This is a genomic window from Gottfriedia sp. S16(2024) (assembly GCF_050473765.1).
Lineage (GTDB): Bacteria > Bacillota > Bacilli > Bacillales > Bacillaceae_G > Gottfriedia.
In genome coordinates this window covers 761,789-780,995 of sequence record NZ_JBFLUO010000001.1, presented here as the reverse complement: position 1 = coordinate 780,995, position 19,207 = coordinate 761,789, and the positions used below count along the sequence as shown (strand labels likewise).

Genomic DNA, 19,207 nt, shown 5'->3' with positions numbered 1-19,207 from the left:
CCTTAATTTTTAATTATCCTCTTCTTTGTCTAGCATCAGCTGCACGCTTTAGCGCTTCACCGATGAAATTTATACTCAGCATGAGCACTAAAATCATGCACGATGCAGGTAACCATATCCACAGCTTATTTTGTAAAACATCAGGATTTGTTGCATAACTAACTAGTGTTCCTAAACTTGGTGTACTTTCTGGTAAACCAAATCCAAGGAAGGTTAGAGCAGACTCGATTCCAATATTTCCTGCTAGGTTTAAAGTGAATGCAACAATAATTAATGAGCTTACATTTGGTAAAACATGCGAGATAATGATTTTCCAATTCGGCGTACCAATTGCTTTAGCTGCTGCCACATAATCTAATTCGCTCTCTGATAAAACTTTTGAACGAATTAACCTTGCTTTACCTGTCCATAAAAACAGGCTCATAATAAGGACAAAATTTATGATAGAGAATGTAGGTACAACTGTTACGAATACAATAATTAACATTAATGTTGGTAAGGATAAGAAAAAGTCGATAATACGCATAACGACACTGTCTACCCAACCACCGAAATAACCAGCTATTAAACCTAATACTAGGCCCAGTAGATTTGTAATAATTGTGATAAAAAATCCAATTGTAAAAGAATTTTTAGTCCCAATTATTAGTTGTCCAAATATATCGCGTCCACCATAGTCAGTACCTAACCAATGAGTAGAGGAAGGTGGCTGATAAATTGATAGAAAGTCGACTTTAACAATTTGATTTTGATCTAGAATAAGCGAAGTACCATACACACCTAATATTATTAGGCCAAGCATGATAAGAGAACCTAAAGCTAATTTATCTCGTCTAAATTCTGCCCAGATGACACTAAATCCAGATGGGCTTTTTCGCTGTTCTTCAATATGAGTTTGATTTTCGATTTTTAATTCCATAAATTTCACCTACCCTATTCAATCCGTATACGTGGATCTACGATGCTTAGAATGATATCTGAGATTAATGTGCCGAAAAGTGTTGCAAGACATGTCATTAAAACAAGTGCATTTACAACGGTAAAATCGCGTAACATTACGGATTTAACGAACAGTTGCCCAATTCCAGGATATCCGAAAATTGACTCTAAAATTACTGAACCTGCTATTAGACCGGTAATCTCATAACCTAAAAATGCAGCGATTGGTAAGAATGAATTTCGTAAAATATGTCTAGAATAAACCTTTGCTTCGGGAACACCTTTCGATCTAGCTGTTCTTACAAAATCTTTTACTTTTGTATCAATAATCTCACTACGTAAATATTGGGAAATTCCAACAGTTGAAATAAGTGCACCCGATAAAGTTGGTAAAACAAGATGATCTAATTTGCTTACGTAATAAGCAAAAGTTCCATTAGCAATCTGAGGGTCTACGCTACCGCCCGTAGGAAAAAGATCAAAATAAAATCCAAAAACAAACAGCATAACAAGTGCAAAAATAAATACAGGGGTAGCAAAACCTAAATAGTTATACCCGGTTATCAGCTTATCCGCCCAGGTGTCGTTATAACGTCCACTAATAATACCAAGTGGAATTGCCAGTAAATAAGTCACAATAAACACGCAGAAGGCAAGTAATACAGTATTTCCAATACGGTCACCAATTACATCAACTACATTGATTTTGTGTGTATAGGAAACACCAAAATCTCCTTTTGCAACATTTTTAATCCAATGATAATACTGAACATATGCAGGATCATTTAAACCCATTTCTTCACGAATTTTTTCAATTTCCTGTGGATTAGCTTTTGGGTTAATCGATCGTCCAGTTAATGCATCACCTGGCATTGCTTTAGCGAGTGCAAAGATTACTATACTCAGGATTAGAAGCTGAGGAATCATAATGAGTATACGGCGAATGATAAATTTCAACATATTCGTTACTCCTTTCTAGGGTAATGCTACTCGATGAGTATCTGAGATTGGTTTTAAATCAAATGGTCGACCATTTGCATCAAAGTAAGAAGAAGCATTTTGTTGATATTCTTGTCTAACTGCTTGTCTTTCTTTAATTTTTTCTTCTCGAACTTCTGGACGAATATCCGGTATTGCTGCAATTAAGCGTTTAGTGTATATATGTTGTGGGTTGTTTAAAATATCTTCAGTAGTGCCTTCCTCAACAAGTCTCCCTCTATACATAACACCAATTCGATCACATAAATGGCGAATAACGCCTAAGTCATGACCGATAAATAAATAAGTTAGCTTGAATTCTTCTTGTAAATCTTGTAAGAAGTTAAGTACTTGTGCTTGTACTGAAACATCCAAAGCAGAAACAGGTTCATCTGCAACAATTAACTTTGGTTGTAATGTTAAAGCTCTTGCAATCCCAATTCGTTGACGTTGCCCACCAGAAAATTCATGTGGATATTTATATAGTGATTCTGGAGATAATCCAACTTTATTAAGGTAGTAAAGTACTCTATCACGTTCTTCTTCAGCAGTTAAAGTTTCATAGTTTCTTAGAGGTTCTGCAACTAAATCAATAATTCTCTTTTTAGGATTTAAAGAAGAGTATGGGTCTTGAAATATCATTTGAATCTCTTGTCGAAATGCTCGCAATTGCTTTTTGCCTAGCGTTATTAAGTCATTGTCTAAAAACTGAATACTTCCATTTGTAGCCTTTGCTAGTTGAAGAATTGCCTTACCTGCAGTAGATTTTCCACTACCTGATTCTCCAATTAGGCCATATGTTTCGCCTTCGTTAAGTTCAAATGAAATTCCATCAACAGCTCGAACATGATCTACAACTGTTCGAAAAATACCACCGCGAATAGGGTAATGTACTTTTAAGTTATCAACCTTTAATAGAGACATTTACGATCGGTGCTCCTTTCTCGTTCTTGAAATGGAAATGCTTATAACAAGAACAACGTACATAATGATTTGGTTTAACTTCGTGCAAGATAGGTTGATTTTCATGAGCATAATTTTGAATCCAAGGAATACGGTGGCTGAATCGGCAGCCTGTTCTAGGTAGTTTGTCTAAAGGTGGAACTGTACCTTCAATAATATGAAGTCTTTGATTTTTTGAATGAGTAGTAGGAATAGAGTTTAATAGTGAGCGCGTATATGGGTGTAATGGATTATTTAGTATTTCTTCTACTGAACCAGTCTCTATAATTTGTCCAGCATACATAACAGCAACACGGTCTGCTACTTCTGCAACAACACTTAAGTCATGCGTAATTAAAATGATACCTAACTTCGTTTTCTTTTGAATTTCTTTTAGTAAATCTAGTATTTGGGCTTGTATCGTTACATCTAAGGCAGTAGTTGGCTCGTCTGCAATAATGAACGAAGGGTTACATGCAATAGCAATTGAAATCATAGCACGTTGTCTCATACCACCAGATAATTCATGTGGGTATTGTTTATAAGTAACCTCTGGCTTCGGGATTCCAACTTGATCTAGTAGCTCTAATGCACGATCCTTTTTTTGTGATCGTGAAAGATCAGTATGGAAATCTAGATTTTCTTCAATTTGTTTACCAATCGTCATTAACGGGTTTAGAGCAGTAAGAGGTTCTTGGAAAATCATTCCGATTTCCTTTCCACGAATTTTATTCAATTTACTATCATTAAGCGTTAGTAAATTTGTACCCTTGTAAGAGATCGATCCATTCATTTTTGTACGATTATTTGAATGTAGTCCTAGGATTGATAGGGCTAGTGCACTTTTACCGCAGCCTGATTCACCCACAATTGCAAGAACTTCATTTTCATGGACAGTAAGTGATACATCATCCACAGCAGGATAGTATTGGTTGTTTATACGAAACGATGTCGTTAAATGTTCGATTTCCAAAAGAGGTTTTGACATTTCGTGTCTCCTTTCAAGATTTCATGTGCGAAATTGTTGCTATATTTAGAATTTTCATAAGTATAATATTATTACGCGAATGTTTCAATATGAAAACATTTTCTGTAATATATAGTCCTTTTCGACTATAATTTGTTCGAATGTCGAATTAACTAGTAAATTAATAGGGAAATGATGTCACTATGATTCAGTGAAAAGGTTGATAGATTAAATAAAATAAGGGAGAGTAAGGGAAATACAAAATGAAAACGTTTCCAAAACAGTTGTTAGAATAGATAAATAGATGTGTTTGAAAATGATGTTGAAAAAGAGAAGTTTTTGTCGGAAATTGTAATAATTTAGGGGAAAAAATATATTCGATGAGCGATTCGTAGTTTGATATTCCTGGTTCATATTACCTGTTTTTACACTGAAAAATAAGAATTCCATTAAAAAATATTAATCTACTACATCTCATTCAGGCTTTAAATAAGAAAAGAAAAAAAGCAGTATAAAGATAAAAGGATGAATAATCCATTTTATTTTATACTGCTTTTCTTAAATTAATCTTAAGTTTTAACTTAATTTAAGTAGGCTGTTAACATCCAAACATGCTTTGCAAGCTGTTCTCGAATGGCTAATAATAAATCATGAGTAACTGAATCATTTTCAGACTCTGCAATATCCATGCCATCTTTTAATTCTTCAATTAAATAGTTATAGTCCTTAGTAATGTCCTGGACCATTTCATCAGAAGTAATATTCTTATTGGCTTCTTTAAGGCTTGAAGTATCTAGATACTCTCTCATTGTAGCTAGTGGTTTTCCACCAATTATTAACACTCGCTCTGCTAGTTCATCAATATGTAAACTTGCCTCATTGTAAAATTCCTCAAACTTAGTGTGTAGAGTGAAAAAATTTGGACCTTTTACATACCAATGATAGTTATGTAACTTTACAAATAGAATATTCCAGTCTGCTATTTGCTTATTTAGCACATCAACAGTCGTTTTTGAGATGGATGATGTATCCATTAAAATCCCTCCTCTAAATGATGTAAAAGATTAAAAAACCATATAACCCATCTTAACTGATATTGAGTAAGAATAGTCATGGTAATATTTGATAGCTAAGACAACAATTAGTAAAAATAACGTTAAATTGTAAATAGCATTATATTGAAATAAAAAACCTCATTTAATTGGAGGGGTGGATGGAGATATGATTCTTGGTTACATAAGAAAAGATCATAAGTAAGTAAAAAAGCAAAAAGATGAAATATAGTAACTCATAAGGGGCTCATGAGTAATTAAAAAACATATAGACGAAAATACCTTACTCAAAACAGGCTTATATGTAAGGAAAAAACAACCTTGTCAATTAAATTACCAAGTTTTCGTAAAAGGAGTAGAGTGATGTTGATTTCCACTACAGGATGCTCGCTTTCCATGGGGCGAGATTCTTGAGCCTCCTCGGCAAGCCTGCGGGGTCTCAGCCTTCCCGCATATCCCATAGGAGTCGAGCACCCCTTTTGTTCCAATCAACTTATTCATCAAAAAAAGTCTACAATAAATCCTAATCAAATAGCCTTTACTAAGAGTATCCTAACAGTTATTTATTAATCAGTTTGTAGGTCAATTAATATCGAACATTAGTTAATAAACTAATCAGTTGAATTTGTTTTTTAATTAGCTCATAATATTTATAACTTCAAAAACCATTACTAGTGTTAATTTAAAACCTTTAATAGATCATCCAAAAAATGATAATTTCAGTCTTAATAAATGTACATTTAATGTCCGTTTTCCCTATTGACCATTTTATATTTCAACACTCTGAAAACCTCATCTAATTGTTAGATGAGGTTTTTTTAGCTATGAATGTACGCTCTCTTCAGGAAGGGAGGGCTTAGGATCAATTCTTAAAGCATCATCTACATTAAATGCATTTTTTAACACTAAGAAAAATGAACCAATCATACCTAAAAGAATAATAAAGTAAAAGAAAAAGATGAGTACATCATATCCCAATATTTATACCCCCTTCGAAACTCTGTATTCATATATATGATTGAAGAAAAGGACAGATAACCAAAATTCACAAAGTGTTCAAAATTTAAATGCATATTTAAAATGTGGATAAAATATTTTACTATTTGGTTGGATCAATCTAACTAAAAGCAAGTGACATCACCATTTGTAGCAGTTATACCTAAAATATTAAGAAGAACTACCAAAACAAAAAATAACTTAAAACTCAACGCCATTACCGTTGACAAAGGTAAAAAATATCGTTGAACGATTGAATATAACCATGTTACATTTTTCACATATTTAGCTGTGAGTTCAACTAAGAATCAAAGTTGAAGGTTTTGATGTGATTTTCAAAAATAAAGGCAACTAGCTCTACTCAATCTGTATAGTGCAAATAAATCGAATAAAGCAGTAACCTAATCTGCATGAAATTTTTTAGTCAATTTCAAAAAAAGGAGCTATCTATGAATGTACTAAAAAAATTTATTATTATTTTATTTCTAATTAATATTAATAATTTTCATGCAAGTGCAGCTGAGATGAATTTTGCCATATCGGCGGTTATCCCATCTAATCAAATTGATCAGAGCAAAACTTATTTTGAATTGAGAATGAAACCAGGTCAAAAACAAATCTTAGAAGTTCAAATAAAAAATGATACTGATAAAAATATAGTTGTTGAAGCAAAAGCTAATTCAGTGATTACAAATAGTAGTGGAATTGCGGATTACAGTATTTCAAATCCAAAGGTAGACGATACGTTAGAAATTCCTTTCACTAATATAGCTAAGGTAAAAAAAGAGACGAAAATTCCAGCGAAAAGTGAAGCAACAGTAGAGATTACGATTGAGATGCCAAAGCAGCAATTCGATGGTGTTATATTGGGTGGACTCAATTTTAGTGAGAAAGAAGACGTTGAGGAAGCTAATAAAAAAAATGATAACCTTCAAATAAATAATAAATATGCATACGTAATTGGCGTTGTATTAAGAGAAACCGATAAAGTGATCAAGCCAGATTTAAAATTAAATGGAATACAACCAAAAATTGTAAATGCACGAAATGTAGTTACAGCTAACATACAAAATATAAAGCCAGCTATGTTAAAAAATTTGAGTGTAGATGCGAAAGTATTTACGGAACAAGGGAAAAAGATCCTGCATGAAACAAAAAAAGAAAATCTTAGAATGGCACCTAATTCAAACTTTGATTATGCAATGGATTGGGGTGACCGAGCACTTGAATCAGGTAATTACCGTCTAGAAATGAAAGCCACAGATGGGGAGAAATCATGGAAATGGACAAGAATATTTACGATTAAGGACAAATCAGCTGAGGAATTTAAGACTTCAGATCTGGAAAAGGATCGAAAAATGTGGTACTTAATTGGCGGTACTTTATCACTATTACTCGTCATACTTATGTTTATTTTAAGTAGACGGTTAAAGAAAATAGAAAAAGAGTAAAAAAAATTATTATTTTGGAAATGGAGAAACATAATGGTAAAAAAAAGAAAGCGACTTTTTAAAGCGACTGTTTTAGCTTCCATTTTTGTCTTCATGACGAGCGGGACGCAACCGAGGTTACTTGGACTAAAAGGACTACTTAAACCAACTATTACAGAAGCAGCAGCACTTCCAAACTTGGTCCAAAACCCTACATTTAATTTTGATAGTCAGACAACTACTTTTCCAAATTGGTCATTTGTGGCGTATTTAAATAAAAGCCAAAGTCAAGGTCCTTATAGCTCCAATTTAGAGGATCAAGGTGACGGCTGGTATAAGGTTTTTGGTGAAGTCAACCCAAAAAGTTATGTTAAACCTGTTCCAGGTGGTGGGATTTTATTAAAAGTATTAAACACTGTAGATTCCCAAGAATATATGGTTATGAGACAAACGATTAACACAATTCCAGGACAAACTTATATCTTAAAGTTTCCTTTTAAACTTATTGAAAATACGAATACCCACCCTAGGTATGTTTGGTTTGTAACTGACACAGAAAGTGGTACCTCTCTAACGACAAATAGAGATTGGATAGATTACACAGGTCCTCAGAATGTAACGACTACTTTCACTGCGATCGGAACTAAAGTAAATTTTAGCATTGCGTTTGAAGACGGTATAAAAGATGCTCTTGATGGTCGTGGATTTCAAATCTTTCAGGTTGATAATGTTTCAGTTACAGTACTAGATACTGAGGCACCAAAAATAACGGATGCTATTATTACCATACCAGAAGGTTACACAGGTGGTGCATCATGGACCAATAAAAACACAACAATTCACTTTACAGCAACTGATGATCATGGGGTCGATCCAACATCGTACGAAGTTTCAACAGATAATGGTGACACTTGGAGTAAAGTCGGTTTAAGTAATGCTACCTCAACAGGCGTTGATTATACAGTTTCAACCCAAGGTACGACAAATATTCTAATTAGAGCAAAAGATGATTCTGGAAACCAAAGTAATCCAGTAACTGATCCAGGAGCTAAATTTTCAGTAAGGATTGATAAAGAAGCACCTATTACCAACTATGCTGACGGACAATTATATAATAAAAAAACAGCAACAAACATAACATTCAGTGATGCACTAAGTGGTATTGATACAGCTAAATTAAATGGGACAACCATTTCTTCTGGCACAATAAATCCAGCTGATGGTGAATACACATTAGTCATCACTGATAAAGCAAGTAATCAAACAATTCTACACTTTACAGTAGACAAAACTATTTTACCGCCAGTTGTAAATCCGATTACAGATATCAGTACAAGTATAACGGGAACAACAGAGGCGAATAGTACTGTGAAAATAACGTTACCTGACCAATCATTTTTAACGACAAAGGCCGGAGCGGATGGTTCATTCTCCGTACACGTACCACAGTGGGCATTGTATGCTGGGGATGTAGTACGTGCAACTGCAACAGATGTCGCAGGTAATACAAGTACAGAAACAAATGTAACGGTAACGGCAGAAACAAAAAATCCAGTCAATCCAACAAACCCAACAAGTCCAGTTGAGCCAGTTAACCCAACTGATCCAGAGAATCCTCATGAACCAGGAACAAAGAGTTCATTAAGTATTGACTATGTGTCAAATTTCAATTTTGGTGTGCAGGAAACTTCAGGTAAAAATGAAGTTTATACTGCTCAATTAGATGAAGTAAAACAAACTTCAGATGGTTCAATCATTAAAGTACCAAATTTTATTCAAGTAACAGACCATCGTAGAACAAAAACTGGATGGAAACTAACAGTACAGCAAAATGAACAATTCAAGAGTGGTAATAATGAATTAACAGGTGCGGTTTTAAAATTAAATAATCCTATTTTAAACTCATCCACTGAAGCGCAGTATAAACCAGTAGCTAATACATTGACATTGGTTCCCGGTGGCGGTGCCCAGAATCTAGCTTACGCAGATGAAGGGAAAGGACTTGGAACATGGACAATTGCATATGGACAGAATTCATCTAGCATAACCCTTTTTGTGCCTGGTGCAGCTTATAAAGAAGTAGGTGCCAAATATAAAACAACATTAACATGGACATTAGTAGATGCACCACTTTAAAATTAAGAACCTTCCTATATAGATGTTAAAATAAAAGTAAATACCCCATCGAGTAAGTGAAAAATGACTACTCGGTGGGGTATCTTGTACTTACTTATTTGAGCGCTTTGGAACTTAAGACCGGCTAAAAACTTATGCTGCTTGATTTCGATTCTTTTTAACATGTACAAGTACTGGCGCAGAAGAAAGTAAAATGATTAATAGAACTGCACTAATAATAAAAGAAGGAACCATGTACCAAGCATTATATACTAATGAATAAAGTGAAACTGGTGTTCCTTTTGGAGCGTATGAACCGTAAAATACGATTCCAGCAATAAAATGGCAGATGAAACGAGCTAGTGAGCCGATAAAAGTTCCTAAAATTATATAGGCTGCTGCACTTTTTTTATTGCCATTTGCTAAACTATTTTTTATTTGTTTATATACAAGTCCAGCTAATCCGAGACTTGTAAATGCTAGAATATAGTCTAAAAATACTTGGATTGGATGAACAAAATATAGCTTTGTAACGATTTGTAATGCTGCTAATAATAGACCAGTAATTAAACCTTGCTTTAATCCCCAACGAAAAGCAATTAGAAAAACTGGAATCATTGATAATGATACAGAACCACCTTGAGGTGCAGTAAACAATGGTAAGAAATCAAAAACGATTGCTAGTGCTGCACACATCGCTATTTCTGTCATTAATTGAATCTTTGATGTCTTCATATATATATTTCCCCCTTTATCTCATGGACAACTTATGTAGTGAAACACTTTGTAAGGAGATATCAGTAGGAATAAATAAAAAAAGCAATACTGGGTAGCATGATGATCCCGGCGTTGCTTTTTCATCGTGCCACATCCCTACGTTAGTACTAACTAACAGGTTCAGAGGGTAAGAATAGCTATTCTATTCACTCTCAGCCAAATGGCTCCCCTTGTGGTTTAGCTTACATTTAGTTGTCTTTACTAAATATAGTCAAGGTCATTTAAAAATACAATTAATTTATCCGTAAAAATTAAAAAAATTTTGCCTATTGTTAATGGTACTCACGTAGAACACTAATAAAGTTAACTTTTTAGTTAGTCATTAAAATTATTTTTAAAAAATGAGTGTAATCATAGCTATTATGTAAAAAATAAGCATTATAACCATTATCTTATTTATCCTTGCCATAAATTATTCACAATGGCTTACTTTTCATTTTAAAATTTACCGTGTAGAATGAATACGAAAGAACAGCTAAATTTTGGCAGAAAGTGTAAATAATTTGAAGGAGACATTTTAGATGATTCAAGTATTATTTGTCTGTTTAGGTAACATTTGTCGATCGCCAATGGCTGAGGCTGTTTTTCGTCATTTAGTGACAGAAAAAGGGTTAGATAAACAATTTATGATAGACTCAGCTGGTACTGGGGATTGGCATTTAGGTCACCCTCCACATAAGGGAACACAAGGTTTATTGAGTGAAAAAGGGATAACCTGCGAAGGTATGAAAGCTCGAAAAGTGACAGAAAATGACTTTAAATATTTTAGTTATATTGTTGCTATGGATGCACAGAATAAAGAGGATTTAATGAATTTAGCAAGAAATAATTGTATAGGAGAGATTTCACTACTTTCAGATTATGTTCCAGCATCAATGTGGAAGGAAGTGCCTGATCCATATTATACGGGTAATTTTAATGAAGTATATGACATCCTTACAGAAGGGTGCTCTCATTTACTTCAGCATATTTTAAAGCAACACCAATTAACAGTTTAGAGGAGGATGTAGAATGTCAAAACGTAACAAAGCTTTACGCAATATTCTAGTCGGAGTCGCAATTGGTGCAGGGGTTACTCTACTTAACAAGGAAAATCGTGAGAAGATCTCACGTAAAGGAAGAAGCGTAACGAACAAATTAAATCAAATTAAAGATGATCCAGAAATCGTAAAAGGTGCTGTTCGTAATCAATTGAGAGTAGTACAAAGCTCAGTTGAGAAATTAGAAGGCAATGTTCAGCTTGTAAAAGATAAATGGATCGAAATTAAAGATTCCACATTAAATAAGTTTGATAAAGGCTCTTCTAAAGTATCAGAAAAAGCAGTTGAAGCTGTAGAAGCGAAAATTGAAGATTCAATTGATCTAGAAGAAGGTAAATCGCAAATTTCAGCGACTTCACTAGAAGTAAATCATGAAAATGAATCTTCTGAAACTGACGAGCAGTTAGAAGCAACTCTTGAAGGTATTGAAGATATAACTGATGAAAATGCAGATGAAGTACAAGAGAAAGTAGAATCAATTTTATTGGCAGGTAATACATCTAAAGAATAACAATTGAAGGTGTCAATTTGATTAAGAAAAAGAATTCTATTGTAGCATTTGTTTGGGATTTAGTGAAAAAGTGTATGGAAGACGAAATAGTATCTCGTTCAGCGGAGCTAGCATATTACTTAATGCTATCTCTTTTTCCATTTCTACTTGTTCTAACTCAAGTCGTAACCTATTTACCACTTTCTACTGATCAAATATTGTCATTCTTGAGTCAATATGCTCCGCCAGATGCAATGGCGATTATACGAAGTAACTTGCAGTTAATAATCGGGCAATCACATGGTGGAGTTTTATCAGTAGGGTTAATTGCGACTATTTGGGCTGCGTCCAATGGGATTAATGCAATCATCCGAGCACTTAATGATGCGTATGATGTAGAGGATAAACGGAATTACTTTGTTACAAGAGGAATTTCAATTCTTTTAACAATTATTATGATTTTTGTAATTGTATTCGCATTATTAATACCAGTGTTCGGGAAAGTCATTGCTAAGTCTGTATTTCAATTTTTAGATATATCTCAGGATTTCTTGTCTACTTGGAGCCTAATTCGGTGGTCACTAAGCTTTGTGATTCTGATGATTGTATTTACTGTTCTATATTCAATTGGACCTAGTAAAGTAGTTCACATTAAAAAGGTATTTTTTGGTTCGTTATTTGCAACATTTGGATGGATCATTTCTTCATTTGGATTTGCATTTTACGTTGATAATTTTGGTAATTACACAAGTCATTACGGTAGTTTAGGTGGAATTATTGTTTTAATGATCTGGTTTTTTATTTCGGCAATGGTTGTGATTATTGGTGGAGAGCTTAATGCATTAATAAAGCAAAGACAATATGGTAAGCACAAAGCTAAACCAAAATTAATTGACCCTAATAAGCCAAATCCAAAATAATTTATTCTATAATATAATGGAGTTTTCTTCCATGAGTAGTCTTATTTTAGAAAGGTAAACTAATAAAGACTTCAAAAAGGGAGGAACTTCAAATGAGTAATAATAAGAAAAACCATAATGATAAATCAAATAAAAAACAAAAGAGTAGCTCTCACCCAAAGGGCAAAACTAGCGGTTCTGCAAACGGGCATAATGATTACCATTGATTTTTAGACTGACTAGAATACTTGCTTTTCCTGCTAAAAGGCTCATTACTAGTTCAGTTTAGAAGGAAAAAGCATCGTACATTTTTGTACGATGCTTTTTTTAATCTCTTAATAATCTTAATGAGTTAAGAATAACTAAAATTGTACTTCCTTCGTGACCGATTACTCCATAAGGTAAATCAATGATTTGTAGGAAATTCGAGCAGATTAGGAATGCGATTACAGTTAGTGAAAAAATAATATTTTGTTTTACAATCCTGTTCATGCGTTTTGATAAAGTGATTGCTTTTGATATTTTTGTTAAGTCATTTTTCATTAAAACGACATCTGCAGTTTCTAAAGCAACTCCAGTTCCTCCGCCCATTGCGATCCCTACATTTGCAGTGGCTAGAGCAGGGGCATCGTTTATACCATCACCAACCATTGCAACTTGACCATAGTTATCTTTTAGTTTTTTGACAATCGAAACTTTTTCATCCGGTAAGCATGATGCAAAGTATTCATTGATTTCACTTTCTGCAGCAATTGCTTTCGCCGTTTGTTCTGAGTCACCTGTAATCATGACTGTTTGAACACCTAATTTATTTAAAGTAGATAGGGCTTGCTTTGATTCGTTACGAACTAAATCTTTTAATGAGAATATCGCAACAACCTGATCTTGAGTACCTACATAAACAATTGTATTTCCTTCTTGTTCCCACTGTTGTTCAAAATGAATAAGAGGATTTTGTTTCATCGTTACGAATTCTTTTTTACCGACTCTGTACTCTGAACCATTTAAAATCGCTGATACACCGAAACCAGGGTGGTCATCAATTTGTTCAAATGACGAAGATATTGTGATTCCTTGTTTCGTTGCGTATTCAACAATTGCTGCAGCTAGTGGGTGAGTTGAAAATCTTTCAATTGAAGCAACGATTGACAATAACTCTGTACGATCAAAATCTTCAATTTTCTCAAAACCAGTTACCTCTGGCTTACCAATCGTTAAAGTACCCGTTTTATCGAATGCGATTGCTTTTAATACACCTAATCGCTCTAAATGAATACCACCTTTAACAAGAATTCCCGACTTTGCTCCATTCGAGATTGCTGATAAAACAGCTGGTGTAATCGATGCTACTAATGCACAAGGTGATGCAACAACTAGTAAAATCATTGCTCGATAAAATGTTGTTGTCCATGACCAATCTAATGCAAAATGCGGTAAAAACATCATGAATAATACGGCAATTAATACGCCTTTAACATAAACACCTTCAAATCTCTCAATAAATTGTTGAGAAGGAGTTTGTTCACTTTGAGCTGTTTGAACAAGATTAATGATTTTTTGGAAAAGAGTCTCATCACTATGTTTCGTAATTTCTACTACTAGTGTTCCTTTAATGTTAATCGTTCCAGCAAACACTTCATCATTTAAGTTTTTAACTACTGGAATTGATTCACCAGTAAGAGCAGCTTCATCTACTAATGTTTCTCCTTTAACGATCTGACCATCAGCAGGAATACGTTCTCCAGCTTTAATTAAAATATAATCACCAATGTTTAGACTTTTAATGCTGACGACTTCTTCAACTTCATCGATTAATCGAATTGCCGTTTGTGGCTGAAGTGATAATAATGAAGAAATTTCTTTATTTGTTTTATTTAACGTATATGTTTCAAGTGCGCCACTTAAAGCAAATATGAAAATCAGTACGGCACCCTCAGTCCAATAGCCAATTGCAGCTGAACCAACTGCCGCAATAATCATTAGCATTTCAACGTTTAGTTCCTTTTCAGCAATCGTATCTTCAATACCTTCTTTTGCCTTTGCATATCCTCCAATACAAAATGCTAAAACATATAAAATAATCGACATGATTGAATGATCGTTCTTAACGAATGAAGCAATTAGAATTAATACACCAGAAACTAAAGCGGCAATTAATTCTCCATGTTTTGAAAGAAATGATGTAGATTCCACATGGTCGGCTTCATATGTAGCATGAATCGTAGTAACTTTTGGACTTGCTTCCATAATAAATACCCCTTTCTTATTTTCAATTGAGAAAAATAATCAAATTCACTATCCTTATAAAACGACGAAAGCTGCCGTCCTAGGACAGCAGCGTACATTTTATAAGACCTTACTATTTATTTAATCTCTTAGTTGTGTAGTTTACAGATTTCTTAATTAAAATAATTCTTATTAAATATATATTACCACATTCCTTTAAATGTGAAGAAAAAATTTGCTTTTAAATTAAAAAAATTTTAATGATGTGATCGAGTTGTGAAATTAGATGTAGGTGTGGGGTGGACAGGAATTCAGTCTGCCCTATTAAATTTTACCGGTTCTATCAAATAATAAAATTTTTGACGTTCATTAAAGAATTTTAAGCATCCAACCGATATTTATACAGTAAGCACATAAATACATATTTGTTACTACATTAAAAGCTAATTCATCTATTTCAAACTCATAAAAGTATAGCAAATATAAATAAAAATAAAAGCTGGTGAAGATTTTGAAGAAAAAAATTATACAATCAATTGCAATCATAGGATCTGTTTCATGTATTAATTCTATGGATCTATTAGAAGCGGATGCAGAAAGTACAACTGTAAATCAACCTAAAGCATCGATCTCATACGTGGATTACTATATCTCAACAGGGAACGGAGTACGTATTCGTTCAGGGGCAGGAACGAATTATAGTATTTTAGGAAGTGTAAATAAGAATGCTAAATTAGATGTCATCTCTTCCTCAAATGGTTGGTATAAGATTAATTATAAGGGGAGAATGGGCTACATAAGCGGTACTTATGTTAAAAAACAAAGTAGTAATGTTGAAAATGAAAAAATAGAAAACAATACTTCCTATTATATCTCAACCGGGAACGGGGTACGTATTCGTTCGGGAGCAGGAACGAATTACAGTATTTTAGGAAGTGTAAATAAGAATGCTAAATTAGATGTTAAATCTTCCGCAAATGGTTGGTACAAGATTATTTATCAAGGAAGAATTGGCTACATAAGTGGCACTTATGTTCAGAAACAAAAGAATATTGAAGATGAAAACCCAGTATACAATACGACTAAATATATTGTAACTGGGGCCAGAGTAAATATTCGCTCAGGTGCGGGAACGAATTACAATATAATAGGAAGTGCGACAAAAATGCAGAAGTTAGACGTTATTTCAACTTCAAATGGTTGGCGCAAAATAAACTATCAAGGAAAAATCGGTTATATAAGTGCTGGATATACTGAAAAAGAAATTGATCAATCAAATGGTTCGACTAGCGATATTGATGAGCAAAATATGATTTCTTTTGCAAAACAATTTTTAGGTGTTCCCTATAAGTGGGCAGGAGTATCGCCTACTGGTTTTGATTGCAGTGGCTTTATTTATTATGTCCTTAAGGAAAATGGTAAGCCATTTGGAAGAACAAATGTATCAGGTTATTGGCAGAACAATACTTCATTCCAAAAAGTAACAACTTCACAGCCTGGTGATTTGATATTTTTTCAAAATACATACACATATGGACCATCACACATGGGGATTATGTTAAATCAAAATGAATTTATTCAAGCCGGTACCAGTAAAGGTGTTACAATTTCAAATCTAAATGACCCATATTGGCAAAAGCATTTTTTAGGGTATAAGCGAATAAAATCATAAAAATTTTAAGTACAATTCCTCATAAATTACTTTTATAAAGATTCTCAACAATTGTCTTTACCTTTAGGACTTTCTTATAATAAAACGAATAGAAGGAATGCCCTATTGATGATAGAATAAACTGTATTCTATAGAGAGAAAAAGGCTTATGGAGGGAAACAATGTCTGCAAAGAGATTTTTTACACATCCTTTGGGAGTGATTGCATCAGCGGTTATTACAACTTTTTTATGGGGAAGCGCATTTCCGTTTATTAAGCTAAGTTATGAGCACTTGCATATTGAGAAGAATGAAATTTGGAAGCAAATGATTTTTGCGGGTTATCGTTTCTTTTTGGCCTCATTATTAATTTTAATATTTTTTACGATAATTGGTAGAAAGTTAACTTTTAAGCGAGATACTTTTTTTGTAGTAGGAAAAGTAGGTTTGTTTCAAACGTTTTTACAATATGTGTTGTTTTATATTGGATTGAGTTTTTCGACGGGAGTTCAAGGCTCGATTATTGCCGGAACGACTTCGTTTTTTCAACTTTTAGCAGCGCATTTTATGTATAAAAATGATCGTTTAAACTTGCGTAAGATTCTTGGTGTAACAGTAGGGTTTGCGGGTGTGATTATTGTGAATATTACAAAGGGCACGCTTTCTTTACATTTAGGAATTGGCGAGATTTTATTATTGTTTGCAATGGCATTTGGTGGATATGGTAATGTACTTGCTAAGGAAGCTGCAAAGAAAGTGGATGTTGCCTATTTAACGGCATATCAAATGATGATCGGTTCGATTGGATTGTTATTAATTGGTGGTTTAACGGCAGGATTTTTACCGTTCCACTTTGATTTAAAAACGTTTGGCATGTTAGTTTATTTATCGATACTTTCATCTGTAGGTTTCATTCTGTGGAACAATGTCATGAAATACAACCAAGTTGGAAAAGTATCAATGTACTTATTCTTAGTTCCTGTTTTTGGTGTAATTTTATCATCAATTATGCTGAATGAAGTGTTATCTTATCTTGTATTTATTGGTTTAATTATGGTTACGTCAGGTATTATCATTGTGAATTATCAAAAGGATCAACGCAGCACTCATATGAAGAGTGCGTCTTGACTCGAATAGAATGCATCCCGAATAAAAGCAACTCCACTTTTTAATAATAATGTGGAGTTGCTTTTTTTTGTAAATCGTTGTGAGGGTAGGTACATAGTTGTCAAAGATTGATAAAGCAGTTGAAACAGTTGTAGATGATGCTTCCACAATGGAATTTAGCACTTGCCGGATTAGTTTTAGGCATTATGCCATTATTGATCTTTTTCTTCGATGCCCAAAAGCAAATTATCCGTAGTATTACGAGTGGTTCTATAAAGTAAGGTAAGGAGGAACATATGAATAATAAATTATTTAAGTCGATTGCCGTTTTATCAACTAGTATGTTGTTGTTTACTGGATGTAATAATAAAAAACAAGAAACAAAAAAGCCTAGTGCAGGTGAAAAAATCACATTAAATATTTTCCAGTTTAAAGCTGAAATTGCAAAAGATCTAGAGGCTTTAGCAAAGGAATATCAAAAGGAAAATAAAAATGTTACGGTAAAGGTTCAAACAGTAGGTGGAGGTGCAGATTATGGAGCAGCATTGAAAGCTCAATTTGCATCAGGAAATGAACCCGATATTTTCAATAATGGTGGATACCAAGAGGCCGTTACTTGGAAGGATAAACTCGAGGACTTGTCGGATCAAGATTGGGTGAAGGATTTATATCCAGAAACCGAAAAACCGATGACAGTTGGTGGGAAATTACTCGGAATGCCTATGAACACAGAAGGCTATGGATTCATTTATAATAAAGATTTATTTGATAAAGCTGGTATTACACAATTGCCAAAAACATTAACTGAATTAGATGCAACAGCAAAAAAATTAAAAGACGCTGGCATTACACCGTTTTCAATTGGATATGGTGAATGGTGGATTCTAGGAATTCATTTATTAAATATTCCATTCGCACAACAGCCGGACCCAGATAAATTTATCGCCGATTTAAATGCAGGCAAAGTAAAAATCTCTGATAATGATAAATTTAAGGAGTTTATAAAATTATTTGATTTAACGATTAAATATGGAAATAAAAATCCATTAACAACGGATTACAATACGCAAGTTACAAATTTTGCATCTGGAAAAACAGCTATGATGCAACAAGGAAACTGGACACAAGGTATGATTGATGGCATTACGCCAAATATGAAACTTGGTCTATTACCAATGCCGATTAATGATGACAAAAACGCAATGGACAAAATTCCTGTCGGTGTACCAAATAACTGGGTAGTTAACAAAAATTCAAAAAACAAAGAAGAAGCGAAGAAGTTTTTAAATTGGATGGTTTCTTCTGATACAGGTAAAAAATATATCGTTGAAAAGTTTAGATTTATTCCAGCAGTTAAAACAATTGAAGGAAAAGGCCTAGGACCAATAGCTGACGATATTCAAAAATACTCAACTGACGGAAAAGTACTTTCATGGAACTGGTTTAAATATCCAAATGGTGCAACAAACGAATTTGGTGCCTCAATGCAAGCTTATGTTGGAGGACAAAAAAATCCACAGCAATTACTGCAATCGCTTCAGGATTCTTGGGATAAGCTAAAAAACCAGTAATCGAAGAAGAAATTTAAGGCAAACCTTA

Annotated in this window: 16 protein-coding genes, 1 pseudogene and 1 riboswitch; of the genes and pseudogenes, 9 read left to right on the top strand and 8 right to left on the bottom strand. The window is 33.6% G+C overall.

What is annotated here, in order from left to right:
- Window positions 1-13: 13 nt before the first annotated feature.
- The 6 genes from AB1282_RS03700 to AB1282_RS03675 all read right to left on the bottom strand — a co-directional run bounded on the left by AB1282_RS03700 (window position 14) and on the right by AB1282_RS03675 (window position 5,856).
- Window positions 14-919, bottom strand: a complete 906-nt coding sequence (locus AB1282_RS03700) for an ABC transporter permease (protein ID WP_429898487.1) — start codon at window positions 917-919, stop codon at window positions 14-16.
- A 14-nt stretch (window positions 920-933) separates the two neighbouring features.
- The gene (opp4B, locus tag AB1282_RS03695; protein WP_056476389.1) at window positions 934-1,899 is read right to left on the bottom strand and encodes an oligopeptide ABC transporter permease; all 966 of its coding nucleotides are present in this window, start codon (window positions 1,897-1,899) and stop codon (window positions 934-936) included.
- Between the two features lie 15 nt (window positions 1,900-1,914).
- A complete protein-coding gene (locus tag AB1282_RS03690; RefSeq protein ID WP_056476392.1) occupies window positions 1,915-2,841 on the bottom strand; it encodes an ABC transporter ATP-binding protein in 927 nt (308 codons plus the stop codon).
- The gene (locus AB1282_RS03685) at window positions 2,822-3,847 is read right to left on the bottom strand and encodes an ABC transporter ATP-binding protein (RefSeq protein WP_056476395.1); all 1,026 of its coding nucleotides are present in this window, start codon (window positions 3,845-3,847) and stop codon (window positions 2,822-2,824) included. The genes AB1282_RS03690 and AB1282_RS03685 overlap by 20 nt, the downstream gene beginning before the upstream one ends.
- Before the next feature lie 560 nt (window positions 3,848-4,407).
- Entirely contained in the window at window positions 4,408-4,860 is a 453-nt protein-coding gene (locus tag AB1282_RS03680) for a Dps family protein (RefSeq protein WP_156339751.1), read from the bottom strand.
- Window positions 4,861-5,700: 840 nt separating this feature from the next.
- Window positions 5,701-5,856, bottom strand: a complete 156-nt coding sequence (locus tag AB1282_RS03675; RefSeq protein WP_156339752.1) for a hypothetical protein — start codon at window positions 5,854-5,856, stop codon at window positions 5,701-5,703.
- Window positions 5,857-6,323: 467 nt separating this feature from the next.
- On the opposite strand from AB1282_RS03675, the gene AB1282_RS03670 reads away from it, so the two are divergent.
- Window positions 6,324-7,325, top strand: a complete 1,002-nt coding sequence (locus AB1282_RS03670) for a DUF916 and DUF3324 domain-containing protein (RefSeq protein WP_429898486.1) — start codon at window positions 6,324-6,326, stop codon at window positions 7,323-7,325.
- Window positions 7,326-7,358: 33 nt separating this feature from the next.
- The gene (locus AB1282_RS03665; protein ID WP_429898485.1) at window positions 7,359-9,440 is read left to right on the top strand and encodes a WxL domain-containing protein; all 2,082 of its coding nucleotides are present in this window, start codon (window positions 7,359-7,361) and stop codon (window positions 9,438-9,440) included.
- A gap of 132 nt (window positions 9,441-9,572) precedes the next feature.
- Here the strand turns inward: AB1282_RS03665 and thiT are convergent, their stop codons facing one another.
- Window positions 9,573-10,154: an energy-coupled thiamine transporter ThiT gene (gene thiT, locus AB1282_RS03660; RefSeq protein ID WP_056476402.1), complete on the bottom strand. Its 582-nt coding sequence runs from the start codon at window positions 10,152-10,154 to the stop codon at window positions 9,573-9,575.
- Window positions 10,155-10,272: 118 nt separating this feature from the next.
- Window positions 10,273-10,377, bottom strand: a riboswitch (TPP riboswitch).
- Window positions 10,378-10,717: 340 nt separating this feature from the next.
- On the opposite strand from thiT, the gene AB1282_RS03655 reads away from it, so the two are divergent.
- The 3 genes from AB1282_RS03655 to AB1282_RS03645 are packed head-to-tail and all read left to right on the top strand — an operon-like array spanning window position 10,718 to window position 12,646.
- On the top strand, window positions 10,718-11,194 hold the full coding sequence (locus AB1282_RS03655; RefSeq protein ID WP_098428186.1) for a low molecular weight protein-tyrosine-phosphatase: 477 nt from the start codon (window positions 10,718-10,720) through the stop codon (window positions 11,192-11,194).
- A gap of 13 nt (window positions 11,195-11,207) precedes the next feature.
- Complete coding sequence (locus AB1282_RS03650; RefSeq protein WP_056476408.1) at window positions 11,208-11,747, top strand: hypothetical protein; 540 nt, start codon at window positions 11,208-11,210, stop codon at window positions 11,745-11,747.
- Window positions 11,748-11,764: 17 nt separating this feature from the next.
- Window positions 11,765-12,646 (top strand): YihY/virulence factor BrkB family protein, encoded by an 882-nt coding sequence (locus AB1282_RS03645; protein ID WP_286131777.1) that lies wholly within the window; start codon window positions 11,765-11,767, stop codon window positions 12,644-12,646.
- A 306-nt stretch (window positions 12,647-12,952) separates the two neighbouring features.
- Here AB1282_RS03645 and AB1282_RS03640 read toward each other — a convergent pair whose 3' ends face one another.
- A complete protein-coding gene (locus AB1282_RS03640; protein WP_429898484.1) occupies window positions 12,953-14,872 on the bottom strand; it encodes a heavy metal translocating P-type ATPase in 1,920 nt (639 codons plus the stop codon).
- 490 nt (window positions 14,873-15,362) lie between these two features.
- Here AB1282_RS03640 and AB1282_RS03635 point away from each other — a divergent pair, with 490 nt between their 5' ends.
- The 4 genes and pseudogenes from AB1282_RS03635 (at window position 15,363) to AB1282_RS03620 (ending at window position 19,179) form a co-directional block, all read left to right on the top strand.
- Window positions 15,363-16,523 carry an SH3 domain-containing protein gene (locus tag AB1282_RS03635; protein WP_429898483.1) on the top strand — a complete coding sequence of 387 codons (1,161 nt, stop codon included), beginning with the start codon at window positions 15,363-15,365 and terminating at the stop codon, window positions 16,521-16,523.
- A 161-nt stretch (window positions 16,524-16,684) separates the two neighbouring features.
- Window positions 16,685-17,629: a DMT family transporter gene (locus tag AB1282_RS03630; protein WP_056476415.1), complete on the top strand. Its 945-nt coding sequence runs from the start codon at window positions 16,685-16,687 to the stop codon at window positions 17,627-17,629.
- Window positions 17,630-17,775: 146 nt separating this feature from the next.
- Window positions 17,776-17,889: pseudogene (locus AB1282_RS03625) on the top strand (carbohydrate ABC transporter permease); the annotation flags it as partial.
- 15 nt (window positions 17,890-17,904) lie between these two features.
- The gene (locus AB1282_RS03620) at window positions 17,905-19,179 is read left to right on the top strand and encodes an extracellular solute-binding protein (protein WP_429898482.1); all 1,275 of its coding nucleotides are present in this window, start codon (window positions 17,905-17,907) and stop codon (window positions 19,177-19,179) included.
- Window positions 19,180-19,207: the final 28 nt, after the last annotated feature.

Bases quoted from the DNA above. Each gene is read 5' to 3' on its own strand.
- AB1282_RS03700 (WP_429898487.1), bottom strand. From the start codon at position 919: ATGGAATTAAAAATCGAAAATCAAACTCATATTGAAGAACAGCGAAAA.
- opp4B (WP_056476389.1), bottom strand. From the start codon at position 1,899: ATGTTGAAATTTATCATTCGCCGTATACTCATTATGATTCCTCAGCTT.
- AB1282_RS03690 (WP_056476392.1), bottom strand. From the start codon at position 2,841: ATGTCTCTATTAAAGGTTGATAACTTAAAAGTACATTACCCTATTCGC.
- AB1282_RS03685 (WP_056476395.1), bottom strand. From the start codon at position 3,847: ATGTCAAAACCTCTTTTGGAAATCGAACATTTAACGACATCGTTTCGT.
- AB1282_RS03680 (WP_156339751.1), bottom strand. From the start codon at position 4,860: ATGGATACATCATCCATCTCAAAAACGACTGTTGATGTGCTAAATAAG.
- AB1282_RS03670 (WP_429898486.1), top strand. From the start codon at position 6,324: ATGAATGTACTAAAAAAATTTATTATTATTTTATTTCTAATTAATATT.
- AB1282_RS03665 (WP_429898485.1), top strand. From the start codon at position 7,359: ATGGTAAAAAAAAGAAAGCGACTTTTTAAAGCGACTGTTTTAGCTTCC.
- thiT (WP_056476402.1), bottom strand. From the start codon at position 10,154: ATGAAGACATCAAAGATTCAATTAATGACAGAAATAGCGATGTGTGCA.
- AB1282_RS03655 (WP_098428186.1), top strand. From the start codon at position 10,718: ATGATTCAAGTATTATTTGTCTGTTTAGGTAACATTTGTCGATCGCCA.
- AB1282_RS03650 (WP_056476408.1), top strand. From the start codon at position 11,208: ATGTCAAAACGTAACAAAGCTTTACGCAATATTCTAGTCGGAGTCGCA.
- AB1282_RS03640 (WP_429898484.1), bottom strand. From the start codon at position 14,872: ATGGAAGCAAGTCCAAAAGTTACTACGATTCATGCTACATATGAAGCC.
- AB1282_RS03630 (WP_056476415.1), top strand. From the start codon at position 16,685: ATGTCTGCAAAGAGATTTTTTACACATCCTTTGGGAGTGATTGCATCA.
- AB1282_RS03620 (WP_429898482.1), top strand. From the start codon at position 17,905: ATGAATAATAAATTATTTAAGTCGATTGCCGTTTTATCAACTAGTATG.